Source organism: Pseudoalteromonas sp. DL2-H2.2, from assembly GCF_021532535.1.
Classification (GTDB): domain Bacteria; phylum Pseudomonadota; class Gammaproteobacteria; order Enterobacterales; family Alteromonadaceae; genus Pseudoalteromonas; species Pseudoalteromonas rubra_A.
Map to the genome: position 1 here is coordinate 480,507 of NZ_JAKGBD010000003.1, position 15,280 is coordinate 495,786.

The following is a 15,280-nucleotide window of genomic DNA, read 5'->3' on the forward strand; positions in this document are numbered from 1 at the left end:
TGATTACTAATTGTGGTTATCTGTTTGCTTGTCCGCTGCACTGAACGGATAAAGTCGAATGCGGGTGTTGGCGATTTGCATCGTTTGCTGTTGCTCATCCTGGGCGATGTCCAGTTCAGGGTCGCTGATCAGTTTTTGGTACAGGAACAGCATTTCATCGGCTTCCAGTGACGGGTATTGCTCGCTCAGGAAGCCAAGCAGGGCGGTGCGCTTTTTGCCAGACCCTTTAAACGACTTACGTACATCCGAATAATCAGGAATATTAGGGCTCTGGTAAGCGGGCACATCCTGCTGATCGGGTAACTGATATTCTTCGTGCTCAAACTCGCTGAGGCTAGCCATATAAGCCACCATATGGCGTTGCTGGCCAAGGCTGAAACGCTGAATGTCTGAAACAAAATGCGGCTGCACCGGCGCGAGCATGCTATCAACGCCGTTTTTACGGATCAGGCCCAGCACTTTGGCCGCCTGGCGGGTAATAAGCGTGTTGCGTCTGAGCTCTTCACGCAGTGGCATTAGCATATCGGCGCTTTTACCTAAACTTTCGCGGCCGATTAAGTGCATATCGAGGATCCGGGTACGCAGTTGTTCAAGCATACGTTTGTCCTGTGCACCCCGGCCAAGTTGTTCAATTTGTGCAATTTGTTCACTGATCTGATGCTCAATGATGGTGAAACAGGCCTGAAAGGGGCCATGAATATCCACCATTTCCAGCATAGGTTCGATATATTCGTCAAATGCTTCAATGACAGCCCGATAGCGTTTTTGCAAAGACAGATTGCCCTGATCGGACTTGGCCTGCTCGACCAGGTTCATGATGGCGCTTTCATTGTGATGGTAGAGTTTGACGATTTTACGCACCCGTTCATCCATAATGCGGCTGAAACGGCGCAGTTCGCTGTGATCGCCCTCATCACCGGCCTGCGCCAGGCGCTCACCCAGGCGTTGCAGATCTTTGACTAATACAGTGATCTCTTCGGCCAGGCCAAGATGTTCTTCTTGTAATAAGAAACTAGCAAAGTCGGCCACGGCACGGTTAATTTCGAGCTGCGAAGATTTGGCCAAAGGAATAATAATTTCCTGATTAAGCAAGCGGTTGGTTTCTTTATAGATGCGCTCACTTGACCAGTTGGGGTTTTTCATTTTGATGATGTTTTGTACATCTTTGAGGCTGAAATCGGCCATCTTAAAGCGTTTAAAAAGCAGCTCCAGGACGCCCCAGTGTTCATTCAGCGTATTTAATACTTTTTTGGCTGGGATCATAGCTTTCCAGTGTGTATCAATTTTGTGACGGTATCAGGTAAGAAAATTGTCATAATGTGTAACTACTCGTGGCACAGTGTGCTGCTAAGTGATAGACTCCGCGCCGAAAACGTTACCTTTCACAATTTTTACTTTTGATTACAGGTTGTTTACGCATATGGTCACGCCCATTATCCTAACCCTGATAGCGGTCGCTTTTGTGCTTATCGTTATAGAGGATATTATCCATGTAAACAAGGCCAAAACGACCCTTTTTTTTGGCACTTTATGTTGGATTATCCTATTTATCTCCCCACTTCATGGCGAAAGCTCAGAAACTATACAACATCAGCTCGATCACAACATTCTTGAAATCGCCACCTTGTGGTTATTCCTGATGGCTGCGATGACCTTTGTTGCCTATCTGAACTCTAAAGGTTTTATTCAAAACATCGTCCATCGGGTAATGCCAACCCAGATCAGTGAACGCAAAATGATGTTCCTGGTAGGTGGCTTTGCTTTCTTGTTTTCTTCGATTTCTGACAATATTACCGCAACGCTTATCTCGCTGGCGGTGGTGATGTCGCTGAAACTCGATCCGAAGAAGCTTATCAAGTATGCCACATTGATCATCTTCAGTGTTAACTCAGGCGGCGTGTCTTTGATCACAGGTGATGTGACCACTCTGATGATTTTCCTTGCAGGTAAGGTCACGATCCCAGATTTGTTATTGCTGGTGGCGCCTTCCATTGTCAGCGTACTCTTGCTGGCAACCATGCTGTCTATGGGAATGAAAGATCAGCTGGTATTTGAAAAGCAAGCGCTGCGCCGGATAGAGAAAACGGACATTACGATCGCGGTGATCTTTATGACGACCGTACTGACTACGCTGTATCTGAGCGTACAATACCAGGTCCCGCCCATGCTGACTTTCCTCTGTGGCCTGTCGGTGATGTTTTTGATGGCCCAGTTTCTGATGCGCAAAAAGGACGTCAATAAAAAGATCATCGATTATATTCGTGAAATTGAGTACGACACTTTGCTGTTCTTTGTGGGTGTACTTTTATTAGTTGGCGCGCTGAAAGAGGTGGGTGTCCTTAACATGTTCACTCAGCTGTATGAGTTCGTTGACCCTCAGTACGCCAGCTATCTGGTGGGCCTGATGAGTGCCGCAGTTGATAACGTACCATTGACGGCCGCTTTGCTCAAAGCTGACATCGTTATGAGCCCGCAGCAATGGCTGACCTTTACCTATGCGACAGGCGTGGGCGGCTCTATGCTGATCATCGGCTCGGCGGCGGGGATCATTGCAATGAGTAAAGTAAAGGCTCTAACCTTTACGAGCTACTTAAGAATGAGCCTATATTTGTTAATTGCCTACACGGCTGGTTATGCCGGTGCCTTTTTTATGGGGCAATTTATTTAATCTTTAATGACAGGGTCAATTTTATACTTGACACCTAGACGTCTAAAAGATACCTTTTTCAAGCCCGCTCAAAATGCGGGCTTTTATTTTGCCAGGATTCAGTTAAATCCCGGCAAAATAAGCAGAAGAGGCGCGATGCTTAGGTAGCTGATGTGAGGTGACGATAACCCGTGACCATCAGTGAGGGAGGTACTCGCCGAGGAAAACCATGCTACGTCGGCATGATTTTTCGGTCCTGGAGGTTGAATCCTCGGGACTGTCACCGTTTTCAGGTGGAGAGCTTCTGGCAGAGGTCATTTCTTTATGGTTAGTCCATCCTATTGCCAAGTTCTCCTTATTGATGTTGATCGCCGCGTGTGATCCCAAGGAGATAAAATGAATTCCCAGTATGTCGTTGCTAAATTTGGCGGCACCAGTGTTGCAAACTTCGAAGCCATGCAGCGATGCGCCGCTATTGTCCATGATAATCCCGATGTTCGCGTGGTGGTGGTCAGTGCCAGTGCCGGTGTAACCAATCACCTGGTGACCCTGACACAGCAAAAAGTCGATGCGGCTGAGCGCGAGGCGTTGTTTCAGTCTGTGATGGAGATCCAGCAGGACATTCTGGCATGCCTGACACTCGATGCAGATCTGGAATCGGGCTTTAACGACACAAAAGAGGCTTTTTATGCGCTGGCTCAGTTACCCGCACTGGATGCACAGCAATGTGACGAAATGCTGAGCTTTGGTGAGCGTTTTTCTTCCTATTTGTTCACTCAGGTTCTCAGAGACTTAGGCGTTACCAGCGGCCGTTTTGACGTACGTCAGGTGCTCAAAACTGACCGCCAGTTTGGTAAAGCCGTACCCGATGTGGCTGCAACGCGCGACGCAGCCATGGCCCACCTGACACCGCAGCTTTCTGAGCAGGTAGTGGTGACTCAGGGCTTCATTGGTAGCGATAATCAGGGTCAAACCACCACATTAGGGCGGGGTGGTTCAGATTACAGTGCAGCACTACTGGCGGAGGCCATTGCCGCGCAAAGCGTCCATATCTGGACGGATGTGGTAGGTATCTTCAGCACCGACCCGCGTCTTTGCCACAAAGCACGGCCGATTGCCCGGCTGAGTTTCGATGAGGCTGCCGAAATGGCCACCTTTGGTGCCAAAGTATTGCACCCGGCTACTATCTTGCCAGCCAGTCGCAGTGGCATTTCGGTGTTTGTTGGCTCGAGCAGAGATCCCCATGCCGGTGGCACCTGGATTGAAAAGAACAACCGCTCTGAGCCGGGTATTCGCGCGGTCACACAGCGCAAGAACCAAATCTTGCTGACCCTGAAAAGCCCAGAGATGTTGCTAGCCAGTGGTTTTCTGGCACGCATCTTCACTATTTTAAGTGCACACAATATTTCAGTTGACCTGGTTACTACCTCGGAGATCAGTGTTGCGCTGACACTCGATAATGCCCCCAATGCCACTCGCCCGGAGCTGGCGCAGGCGTGTCTGGATGAGCTGGGTGAGTTTTGTCAGGTAAGTGTAGAGAACAACCTGACCCTGGTGGCTATGATTGGCTCTGAAATTCAGTTGCGCCATGGCGAAGCAAGCCTGATGCAGGTACTGGCAGATTTTAATATTCGTTTGATCTGCCATGGGGCGAGTCGCCATAACTTGTGCTTCCTCGTTGAGCAGGGTGAATCAGATGCCGTGGTTCAGGTGATCCATAGTCGCTTATTGGAAGCTGCATAAACCAGACGCAGGCTAAGTCTGGCTGGACACATCACCCGGAGCGGGTAATACTCGCTCTGAAAGCAAAATTTTTTACTCACAGGTGTGTCCATGGAATATCAGGAAATTTATCAGTTCTGGTTTGTTGAATGTCAGGAGCAGGACTGGTGGCAAAAATCAGCCCAGTTTGATAATAAAATCACAACCAGATTTGCACAGTTACACGAGCAGGCCATGGCCGGAGAGCTGGCCGAATGGCGCAAAACTGCGGTGGGGGCGCTGTGTGAGATAATCGTTCTGGATCAGTTTTCACGTAATATGTTTCGTGATACACCCGCCGCCTTTGCCAGCGATCCACTGGCATTATGCCTGGCACAGCACGCCATAGAAAAAGGCTTTGACCAGCAGCTGGAGAAAACCCAGCGCACCTTTATGTACTTACCTTTCATGCACAGTGAGAGCCTCAAAGTACATCAGCAGGCGGATGCCTTGTTTAAGTCCTTGCCAAATTATGAGTTTGAATTGGCGCACAAAAAGATCATTGAGCAGTTTGGCCGCTATCCCCATCGCAACGCCATTTTAGGCAGGGAGTCGAGTCCCGAAGAATTGGCTTTTTTGCAAACGCCCGGTTCGAGTTTTTAAGCCAGGTTCTGAGGTGTTTATGGGTTTGCTACACCATGTCAGTAAGCACAATACCGCCCTGATTTGAGCGCGCAAATGCTTACCATTTCTGGCTGTTCCGATTTGCTCTAACTGACACTCGCAATTTGTTTACAAGTGCGTATAATCGCCAGTCTACAACAATAATTAACTTGGCATTCGATTATGGCTCAAGTGCGTGAAGGTTTTCAAAGCCGTCTTGGCTTTGTGTTAGCGGCAGCCGGTGCGGCAGTCGGACTTGGTAATATTTGGGGCTTCCCCACGCAGGCAGCAAACCACGGTGGTGGTGCTTTTTTGCTGGTCTATTTTATCGTTATTTTCTTACTGGCATTACCCGCTTTGTACACTGAGCTGTATCTGGGGCATCAGGCGCAAGCCAACCCGGTTAAAGCGTTAAAACAAGCCTGGCAGGAAAAACAGCCTAAAGTCGGTGCGTCTGCGGGCTATATCGGCCTTGCCGGTGCCATCGTCATGCTCAGCTTCTATTCTATTGTTGCCGGCTGGATGTTGGCGCATTCGCTTGAGCCACTTGCACGCTTAGTTGGCTGGGATGAAGCCAGTGCTTTTCTGTCCGGTGATTCGACCTTACGGAACTTTATTTTTACCCCACTGATGCTGATGCTGACGGCTGGCATTATTTTGCAAGGGGTAAAATCCGGGATTGAAACCTGGTCGCGTCGACTCATGCCAGTGCTACTTATGCTGTTGGTGGCGCTGATTGCCTACATGGGCACGCTGGAAGGCGCTGCGGCCGGGTTTAAAGCGTACCTTGTGCCCGATTTTAGCAAAATAGGCGACCCAGAGTTGATCATCGCTGCCATGGGACAGGCGTTTTTCTCTTTGTCTTTGGGTGTGGGCTGTATGATGATTTATGGCTCTTACTTAAAACCTAATGAAAACCTGCCAAAACTCACCTTTAGTGTGGCAATGCTGGATACCGGTGTGGCGTTTCTGGCCGGGCTTTTGATCATCCCGGCTTTGTTTATCGCACAGAATAATGGTGTTGAAGTTTTCCAAAATGGCAAACTGGTCGGCGAGGGCAGGCTTATCTTTGCGATTCTGCCAGAGCTGTTTGCAACCATGGGCGAAATAGGCCTGTTCGTTGGACTGACTTTCTTTATATTAATGTCGATAGCCTCGCTGACATCTACGATTTCATCCACCGAAATCCCGGTGTCATTCCTGGTTGAAAATCATGGCTTTAAGCGTGCTCAGGCAACCTGGCTGGTAACCTTTGTGCTGTTGATAAGCTCAGGGGCTATTATCCTCAATTTCGACTGGTTGTTTGGCCTGGTGATCCAGATTTTAACCCATTATCAGTTGCCACTGATGGGCTTGTTCTATTTTATCACGGTAGGCTGGATATGGCGTCGTGGTAACCAGCTGGCACTGGAATGCAGTGGTAAGATGTACTGGTTTGCTCAGTATGTACGCTTTGTCTGTCCAGTGCTGATGACAGCCGTTTTTGCTAATGTGGCTTTTTTTAAGTAACAGCAGTTGTTTGAATACAACAAAGCCTGGCGATGTCAGGCTTTGTTGTAGGTATCAGAAATTAATCAAACCTGATTTTCCAGCATCTGCCCCGTGCGAATGGCGTTAAGGTTAGTCACTGTGGTGTGGGCGATTTCGGTTAAGGCTTCTTTGGTGAAAAAGCCCTGATGCCCTGTGATAAGTACGTTCTGGAAGCTGGCCAGGCGCATAAAGACATCGTCCTGTATGACTTCATCGCTGCGGTTTTTAAAGAACAGTTCAGATTCCTGTTCATACACGTCCAGGCCAAGGTAGCCGAGTTTTCTGGATTTTAAGGCGCGGATACAGGCTTTGCTGTCTACCAGTGCGCCGCGGCTTGTATTGATCAGCATTACGCCTTGCTTCATTTTGTCAAAAGCCGCGTCGTCGATCAGATGGTGGGTGGCTTCGGTCAGTGGGCAGTGCAGGGTGATAATGTCGCTTTGCTCAAGCAGCATATCCAGAGAAACCTGAGTGTAAGAGCCTTCGCCAATATTCGGGTCGTACACCAACACGTGCGCACCAAAGCCATTGAGAATGGCCACCAGTGCCTGACCAATTTTACCACAGCCGATGATACCGACAGTTTTATTGTGCAGGTTAAAACCCAGTAAGCCGTTAAGGTCAAAATTATCTTCTCGAACCCGGTTGTAGGCTTTATGGGTTTTACGGCTCAGTGTCAGCATCAGGGCAATACAATGCTCAGCCACGGCTTCAGGGCTGTATGCCGGTACGCGTACCACCTTGACCCCTAGTGCGTGTGCTGCCTCTATGTCAACATTGTTAAAGCCTGCACAGCGCAGCGCGATACTCTGAACGCCCAGCTCAGCGAGTTCGGCTAGCACATTGGCATCAACCTGATCGTTCACAAATACGCAAATGGCATCAAACCCTTGCGCCAGCGCAACGGTTTTATCATTCAGTGCTTGCTCAAAAAATTCAAACTCAATATCAGGAAACTGGGTAAGTGCATGCTCAAAAAATGGTAGCTCATACTTTTGCGAACTGAATAGGGCAACTCTCATTGGACACTTGACTCTCTATTATCGATTTTAAGGTTTCGGGTTTTGTCCTGGGTGCATAACGGGACAACAATACGCCCTCTGAGTTTACTAAAAACTTAGTAAAATTCCATTTAATCGCGCGGTTTTGCGCTATTCCTCGGGTGTTTACCTTGAGGTAATTAAAGAGTGGGTGAGCATCAGGCCCGTTCACCAGGACTTTTTCCGAGATATGAAAGCTTAAATTGAAATGCGACTGATAAAACTCTCTGAGCATTTCGTTTTCCAGCGGCTCATTGCGGCCAAACTGATGACAAGGAAAAGCAATGATTTCGAGTCCCATTGGGTGGTACTTTTTATAGAGCTTTTCCAGTGCACTGAGTTGAGGGGCAAAACTGCACTTGCTGGCAATATTAACAATCAACACCGGTCTGCCTTGTAAGGATCTGAGTGCCAGCGTCTCGCCGTTAAGTAGTTTCACGCTGAAACGATATATGTTCTCCATCCTGTCAGGCTCCTTGATGTTTTTTCTTTTTAATCACTTGATTCATAGCTGGTATTTTTCATTTGCCATGCTTAGATGGCTCAGGTATAACAACTCCATCTTTCTAGCTTAACAGCCAAATAGGACAAATTTATGTCAGTCAAAGTCGCATTCATCGGATTGGGGGTGATGGGCTATCCCATGGCCGGTCATTTACAACAAGCAGGTCTCCAGGTGACCGTTTACAACCGCACAACCACAAAAGCACAGCGCTGGGCGCAAGAATATCAGGGCGCATTTGCTGCAACTCCCAAAGAAGCCGTTACAGATGCTGAGCTGGTATTCATGTGCGTGGGCAACGATGATGACCTGAGATCCGTTGTGTATGGCGATAATGGGGTTTTGGCTGGTATGAAGCCGGATACCGTTTTGATTGACCACACGACAACCTCGGCTAAGGTAGCACGTGAGGTTGCGCAGCGAGCTGCCGAGCAAAACGTTGCATTTCTGGATGCGCCTGTATCAGGTGGTCAGGCCGGGGCAGAAAATGGCGTATTGACGGTTATGGTGGGCGGCGAGCCTGAAGTCTTTGAGCGTGTGCAGCCTGTTATGGCGGCATTCAGTCGCTTTAGCCAACTGTTGGGTGAAGTGGGCTCGGGTCAGCTGTGTAAAATGGTCAATCAAATCTGTATTGCCGGTGTGGTGCAGGGGCTGGCTGAAGGACTGCACTTTGCGAAACAGGCAGGGCTGGATGGTGAAAAAGTGGTAGAGACCATTGCCAAAGGGGCTGCAGGCTCCTGGCAGATGGAAAACCGCTATAAAACCATGCTTGCTGGCGAATATGATTTTGGTTTTGCCGTTGACTGGATGCGTAAGGATTTGGGCATTGCACTGGACGAAGCGCGCAGCAATGGGTCTTCATTGTCACTGACCGCTATGGTTGACCAGTATTATGCGGATGTTCAGGCGCTGGGGGGCGGTCGTTTTGATACTTCCAGTTTACTGGCTCGCCTGGATGCAATTCACGATAAAAAATAATCCCTTAAACGGGCATTAAAAAAGGCAGGGCGCTCAGGCGACCTGCCTTTTTTGTTTATGCGTTCAGTTAAGCTTTTTTAGACAGCTTTTCCAAATCCATGTTTTCTTCCAGATCTTTGGCGGCGTCTGCGTCGTTAAACACATCAATATCCAGCTCGCCTTCGGATTTAGCGACCACACAGGTGACCATACAGTCGCCGGTCACATTCACCGCGGTGCGGGTCATATCCAGTAGTCGGTCAACGCCCATGATAATGGCAATGCCTTCTACCGGCAGGCCAACCTGATTGAGTACCATGGCCAGCATAATCAGGCCGACACCTGGTACGCCAGCCGTACCAACAGAGGCCAAAGTGGCAGTCAGAATTACCATCAGATAGTCACTCAGGGTTAAATCTACGGCGAAGACCTGGGCGATAAACACGGTTGCAACACCTTGCATAATGGCGGTGCCATCCATATTGATGGTTGCGCCCAGCGGCACAGTGAAAGATGCTACAGAGTTATGTGCACCGAGTTTTTTCGTCGCCGTTTCTAACGTAACCGGCATTGTTGCACTTGAGCTTGAGGTGCTGAATGCAAACATACAGGCATCTTTCATTTTGGCCAGGAAAGTGAGCGGGCTCAGTCCGGTCAGAACTTTGAGCATAATGCTGTAATTAACAAAGGCATGGATCAGCAGAGCTGCAACCACCACCAGGAAGTATTTGCCTAACTCAACAATCAGGTCCACTTCGATGGTAGTGAACAACTTGGCCATCAAACAGAACACACCGTATGGCGCCAGGTTCATCAGCAGGGTCACCAGCTTCAGTACCACAGTGTTTAAATCTTCGAACACCTTGGCACAGCGTTTACCCGCTTCACCACTCAGCGCCATGGCAATACCGAACAACAAGGCGAAAACAATCACTTGCAGCATTTTGCCACTGGCCATTGCGTTGATTGGGTTAGTCGGGAACATGCCGATGATGACTTGTGCAAGCGTCGGGGCTTGCTGTGCGTCAAATGTGGCCGTGGTTGGAATAGCTACGCCACCGCCCGGGCTAATCAGCAATGCCAGTGAAATAGCAACAGTGATAGCGATGGCTGTAGTCGATAAATAAAGTAAGATGGATTTACCACCCAGGCGGCCCAGCTTTTTGGGATCGCTCAGGCTACAGGTACCGACCACTAAAGAAATAAAGACCAAAGGCACAACCAGCATCTTTAAGCTGGCAATAAAGATCTGGCCGCCGATATGGAATAACCCATCGACAAAAAAGCCCTTAACAGGTAAATCGAACAGGCCCAGCGGGATGGCAACTTCGGGCTTATCGCCCAGTATGGTTTGTATTAACAGACCCAGAATAACACCCAATACCATGCCCAGCATGATACGGGTTGTTAGGCTCATTTTTTTGTTGTGTGACATAGCCTTTGACATCGTCCTAACGCTTATATTTTACAAAATCGCTATAGCCTAACAGGATAGTTGAAGATGAACAGAAAAAATCGATGACGGCCATCAAAAAGTTGTGATTTTAGATCCACAATTGGGTTAACATGGTGAAAATAACTCAAAATTATTAGATTGCAAGGGAGAATCGAAAATGTCTCTGATGCGCTGGTTTAGTATTACTTTGCTCAGCTTGCTGATGATCGCCTGTGGTGGCGGTGGTTCGATTGAAAAAGACACCTCGGGAGGTGACGGTACAACGACCGATTATGACCTGGTATTGAGTACCAGTTCCGACAGTGGTGGCAGTCTCAGTATCAGCAACCCCATTACGATCACGGCAAAACTTACCAATGATGGCGCACCAGTTGCCAATAACCTGGTTAATTTTAGCAATGACGAATTCTCTGATTTTGCCTCGGTTAGTTCACAACTGACCGACAGCAACGGTGAAGCGAAAGTCACGATTATCGCCAATCGCTTAGCCGGCGCAGGTACTATTTCGGCTACCGCTGATGTGGGCGAGAGTACTGTGAGTGGTTCGGTTCCGTATGCCGCGACCGGCGACGGTGGTATCCAAATTGCGATGAGTATTACCGGGTCGGATGGCCAGCCTATTGATGCCAGCAACCCTATTTCTGGTGCAGAAGTTGCGACTGTGACCGCAATTTTGACTGACAACGGCACGCCGCTATCAGGGCAGGTACTCGAGTTCTCAAAAGAAGTAGACAGTGAAGACCTATTGGTTACCAATGGCAACTCAAATGTGCAAACAGACGCAAACGGGGCTGCGCGCCTGATCATTGCCGCCACAGACAAAGTTGGGGCAGGTTATGTACAGGTTAAATACAACGAAGATATCAGTGCACGTATTGGTTTTGAGTCGGCAGGTAACCCGTTTTACGACAAAGAAATCTACGAGTTGAGCGTGCAGTTGGTTGATGCCTCTGAGCAAGCGTCAAGCGAGCTCTCCCTGGCCAACCCGTTGACGGCTAAAATTCAGCTGACCTTAAATGAACAACCGGTTGCCAATGTGCAAGTCGCTGTATCTGTTGAAGCCAGTGCGCGTTTTGCAAAACCCACAGAGTCAGTCAGAACCAATGCCAATGGTCTGGCCGAGATTCAGATTTTCGCGACAGAAACAGCGACGATTGAGCAACAACTTGATGCGTTTACGGCAACTTACTCAGTATCCGGTAATGAAGTAGCCAGAACCGTTGCCAGCTATGTTGGCGCGGGAGATGGTGGCTTACAGATGCTTGTTGAAGTCCTAGACAGAGGGCCGGGTAATGCAATAGATGAAGGCAACCCGCTAAGTGCATCCAATACAGGCAAAATTGTAGTTACACTTACTCGAGATGGCGTTGCCCTCCAGGGACAAGTGGTTTCTGTAAATGATCTGGTACTAGCGGAGTTGGATGACGGAGGTAATGGTAAGGCGTTGACAGACGACAGTGGTCGTGCTTCGTTCGATATAAAGGCCTTAGACAACGGAGGTTTAGGCACGTTTAATGTATCGTTACCTGAGATTCCAAGTTTTTCGCCCCAAAATGGTCGCTTCTATTCTGATGGGATCATCGCGGTTGAAAAAGGCATTACTATTCAAATTATAAGTATTAAGGATAGCGTCGGAAATAACATCGATAAAGATAACCAGCTTGACGACAATACTAAAGGCACTGTTATTGCCAGAGTCCTTCAAAATGATAAACCGCTGGAAAAAGTATTAGTTGAATTCACTGTAGAGCCTATTGCGACGCTCAGCCCCAGTGATGGTCGGGCACAAACTAATGAGGATGGCGACGCCGAAATAAGCCTTAATCCCACTAAGGAAAAAGGTATCGGTATAATCAAGGCTAAATATACTTCCGAGGCGGGTGAAGTATTTGAAAGTGCAGGTGTTCTGTTCCACTCTGACGGTATCGAGAACGATGAGGGTGAGTATCGAATCAATGCCAGAGTTCTAACCGGCTGTTTACCTGGCTGGGACAGTGAGCGCGATAGCATTGAACTGAACCCGAATTTGCCGTCGACAAATTGTACCGACACTAACCAGTTAGAGTCCTCAGATACGGTTGATGTGTTTATCAAGGTCACAGATAAAGACGATGAGGATATTGAAAATGACATTATCGAGGTTACCTCTGATATTGGTCAGCTACTACCTGCTCAGGGGCGTGTTTTAACAGACCGTTTTGGCATCGCTCTGCTTAAATTCCAGCCAGGAGATTCCGGAGGAGCAGGCACTATCACCGCACAATATAAAGGGGAAGACGGGAGAGTAAATTTCTCCGTCGGCCTGCAAAGCTTATTTGTAGAGTTGTCGGCAACCGCGTCAGAAGAAAATCCATTGAAAGCTGGCGGAAGCATGGTGATTTCCGCAAATGTGTATGTAGATGAGTTTAAATCTGCGCTTTACCTCAACCCTATCGATGTCGAATTTACCTCTAACTGCGTAGATGAAGGACTGGCTACTATTGACCAGTCTGTCAGCTCTGAAGAAGGTCAGGCAAATACGACGTATAGAGCGAATGGTTGTCGCGGTTTAGATACTGTGACTGCAACTGTGGTTTCGGGTGGTGGTGTTAATCAGCCCGCAAACATAACTTTTGCGGTCTCAGAGGCTGAAGCTCAGGCAATTCAGTTTTTGGATGCTAGTCAAAGCTTCATTGGTCTTCCTCCTGGCATCGGAGGCGTGCCTACAACGTCTACAGTCAGATTTAAACTGATAGATAGTGATAGTCGTCCTCTCAACCAGAAAAGAATTGACTTCAAAATATCAGATCTCACTGGTGACGCATTGTTAACTGCTTATACAGGCAGCACAGATAATGAAGGCGTTGCGCAAACTACGATCCGATCGGGTATTGTTCCTGGAGATATCATAGTAGAAGCGTGTTACATCTCCGATGAGGAATTAGCAACCTTACCTGATGGAGAGGACTACACCTGTTGGCAATCGCGTATTGACGTATGTACTGCGGATCCAACGAATGATCAATGTCCAGATGGTAAGACCCTTCGTTTACTGTCCGCCGATAAACAGATCAATGCTGTTTCGTCTGGCATCGTCTTGTCTTCTGGCGTACCGGATCAAAATAGTTTCGATGCCGGTGCCGCCACCTATTATATGAATGCACTTAATACATTGGGTTTTACCAATGACATTAGCATCTTTTTTGGTGATCAGTTCAACCAGTTAACTGGTGACAATATCGTTGCAAATGTGCAGGTAGAGGCGGGAATTGTCGGTAATATAGATGGTGAGGGTGGTACAAACACTTATGAGTGTTTGGCTGTGGATGGACGATGTACCGTTCAGTGGCGTAGTCAGGGTGATATGCCGTTTACAGATCCTAAGTGGGGTAATACGTTAGACCGCGTTTGTGATCTGTATAATGGCCAGCCTGCGCCATGTCGTACCTGGCCGGAAACAAACAAAGATGGAAACATATTGATCCGAGGCGGGAGAGTATCCGTTCTGGTGACTGCGAAAGGACAGGAAACGTTTATTGACCGGCCCAGTACCCTTGATGATGACGGTAATGTATTAATAGAGCGACGTAATGGTCGTTTTGATCAGGGAGAATTTTACAGCGCCTTTGACTTGCCAGAAGCCTTTGTAGACCATAACGAAGACGGGAAATTTTTATGTGACGTCGATGGTAATAATTGTGGAGAGCCGATAGTGTGTGATGGTGAAGCCTGCGAACCAAATAACACCAGAGGAGGCCACAACGAAACATTCAATGACGCCAATAATAATGGCATCTATGATAACGGGGATGGCATCTATAACGGTCTACTTTGTTCTGAAGAAGCGATGAACGCAGAAGGTGGCCCCTATTGTTCGCGTGAGTTGGTTGAGGTGAGAAAACAGTTTGAAATAATCGCTTCTGGTAATATTCCTTATGTCAGGTTTACGGTGAGCAGATCTGATGTGACTTATCAATTTAGAACTGGGGAGACCTGTGCATTTTTCAGAGGTATGCCGACATTGGATGATGATGACAATATCTTGTTAGACGACACTAATTGCCCCACTTTTCCGACGCAAGACACAGTACCTGGCGTGCAGAATTTGGGTAATGAGTGTTTGCTTAATACAGGAGCACCAACCTTGGTGGAAGACGCGGGTGGCGACTACCTTGCGTTGGATAGCGATAATTGCCCAACATTTGTGTCACAGATTGCCTTTGAAGTATCCAGTTGTGAAAACGCAAAAGATGCAAATGGGCGCGACATTCCAAGAGTAGGCGTGACGGGTTTAGAGGTATCAGATGATGACGCATATTGTGATTTTACTGGTATTGATTTAACAGATCCTACTTTGCCTGCGACCGATAATGTTACGTTCATTGTGTATTACTCAGATCTTTATGGCAATTCGCTACCAGAAGGAACAGAAGTTCAAATCACCACGGATAACGGCGTCGCCACGGTCAGTGGGTTACAGGGTACCGTGTCCAGAGCGTCAAATGATGGCGTTCAGAGCGCGACGGTTACAATATCAAGAGAGCAAGCAGCAAACAGTCTGGACATTGGCAATCTAACCGTTCAGTTTACTATCCCAAGTCCCTTTGAGGGGGGGGAAAGCTCAATAATAACCTATACGGTGACCGTTAAAGATGCAGGTTAACTTGACCTAATTTGTACAGGCCAGAGGGAACTCTGGCCTTTATTCGATGGCACCAAAATTCGTCCATACTAGCTCGCTTAAATTCGTCCTAAATTACCCTCTTTACCTTTACCCCTTGAAATTCCTTTTATATCCGCTATAT

At 48.0% G+C, this 15,280-nt stretch carries 10 protein-coding genes and 1 riboswitch; of the genes, 6 read left to right on the plus strand and 4 right to left on the minus strand.

Annotated elements, in window-relative coordinates; translation table 11 throughout:
* Positions 1-6: 6 nt before the first annotated feature.
* A complete protein-coding gene (locus tag L1285_RS07825) occupies positions 7-1,263 on the minus strand; it encodes a hypothetical protein (RefSeq protein WP_235411739.1) in 1,257 nt (418 codons plus the stop codon).
* A 157-nt stretch (positions 1,264-1,420) separates the two neighbouring features.
* On the opposite strand from L1285_RS07825, the gene nhaD reads away from it, so the two are divergent.
* From nhaD to L1285_RS07845, 4 genes are all read left to right on the plus strand, one after another.
* Entirely contained in the window at positions 1,421-2,668 is a 1,248-nt protein-coding gene (gene nhaD / locus L1285_RS07830; protein WP_046003766.1) for a sodium:proton antiporter NhaD, read from the plus strand.
* Between the two features lie 117 nt (positions 2,669-2,785).
* A riboswitch (Lysine riboswitch) is annotated at positions 2,786-2,959 on the plus strand.
* An 84-nt stretch (positions 2,960-3,043) separates the two neighbouring features.
* On the plus strand, positions 3,044-4,390 hold the full coding sequence (gene lysC / locus L1285_RS07835) for a lysine-sensitive aspartokinase 3 (RefSeq protein WP_235411740.1): 1,347 nt from the start codon (positions 3,044-3,046) through the stop codon (positions 4,388-4,390).
* Positions 4,391-4,480: 90 nt separating this feature from the next.
* On the plus strand, positions 4,481-5,011 hold the full coding sequence (locus L1285_RS07840; protein WP_235411742.1) for a DUF924 family protein: 531 nt from the start codon (positions 4,481-4,483) through the stop codon (positions 5,009-5,011).
* Between the two features lie 183 nt (positions 5,012-5,194).
* Positions 5,195-6,520, plus strand: a complete 1,326-nt coding sequence (locus L1285_RS07845; RefSeq protein WP_235411743.1) for a sodium-dependent transporter — start codon at positions 5,195-5,197, stop codon at positions 6,518-6,520.
* A gap of 65 nt (positions 6,521-6,585) precedes the next feature.
* Here the strand turns inward: L1285_RS07845 and L1285_RS07850 are convergent, their stop codons facing one another.
* Together L1285_RS07850 and L1285_RS07855 are read right to left on the minus strand one after the other, a co-directional pair.
* Complete coding sequence (locus L1285_RS07850) at positions 6,586-7,563, minus strand: 2-hydroxyacid dehydrogenase (RefSeq protein WP_235411746.1); 978 nt, start codon at positions 7,561-7,563, stop codon at positions 6,586-6,588.
* Entirely contained in the window at positions 7,529-8,044 is a 516-nt protein-coding gene (locus L1285_RS07855) for a glutathione peroxidase (RefSeq protein WP_235411748.1), read from the minus strand. Before L1285_RS07855 ends, L1285_RS07850 begins: the two co-directional genes overlap by 35 nt.
* Positions 8,045-8,176: 132 nt before the next feature.
* Here L1285_RS07855 and L1285_RS07860 point away from each other — a divergent pair, with 132 nt between their 5' ends.
* Positions 8,177-9,061 (plus strand): NAD(P)-dependent oxidoreductase, encoded by an 885-nt coding sequence (locus L1285_RS07860; RefSeq protein ID WP_235411749.1) that lies wholly within the window; start codon positions 8,177-8,179, stop codon positions 9,059-9,061.
* A 67-nt stretch (positions 9,062-9,128) separates the two neighbouring features.
* Here L1285_RS07860 and L1285_RS07865 read toward each other — a convergent pair whose 3' ends face one another.
* Complete coding sequence (locus L1285_RS07865; protein WP_235411751.1) at positions 9,129-10,475, minus strand: dicarboxylate/amino acid:cation symporter; 1,347 nt, start codon at positions 10,473-10,475, stop codon at positions 9,129-9,131.
* A gap of 178 nt (positions 10,476-10,653) precedes the next feature.
* Between L1285_RS07865 and L1285_RS07870 the strand changes: the two genes are divergently transcribed.
* Positions 10,654-15,138 carry an Ig-like domain-containing protein gene (locus L1285_RS07870; RefSeq protein ID WP_235411753.1) on the plus strand — a complete coding sequence of 1,495 codons (4,485 nt, stop codon included), beginning with the start codon at positions 10,654-10,656 and terminating at the stop codon, positions 15,136-15,138.
* The last annotated feature ends 142 nt before the right edge of the window (positions 15,139-15,280 follow it).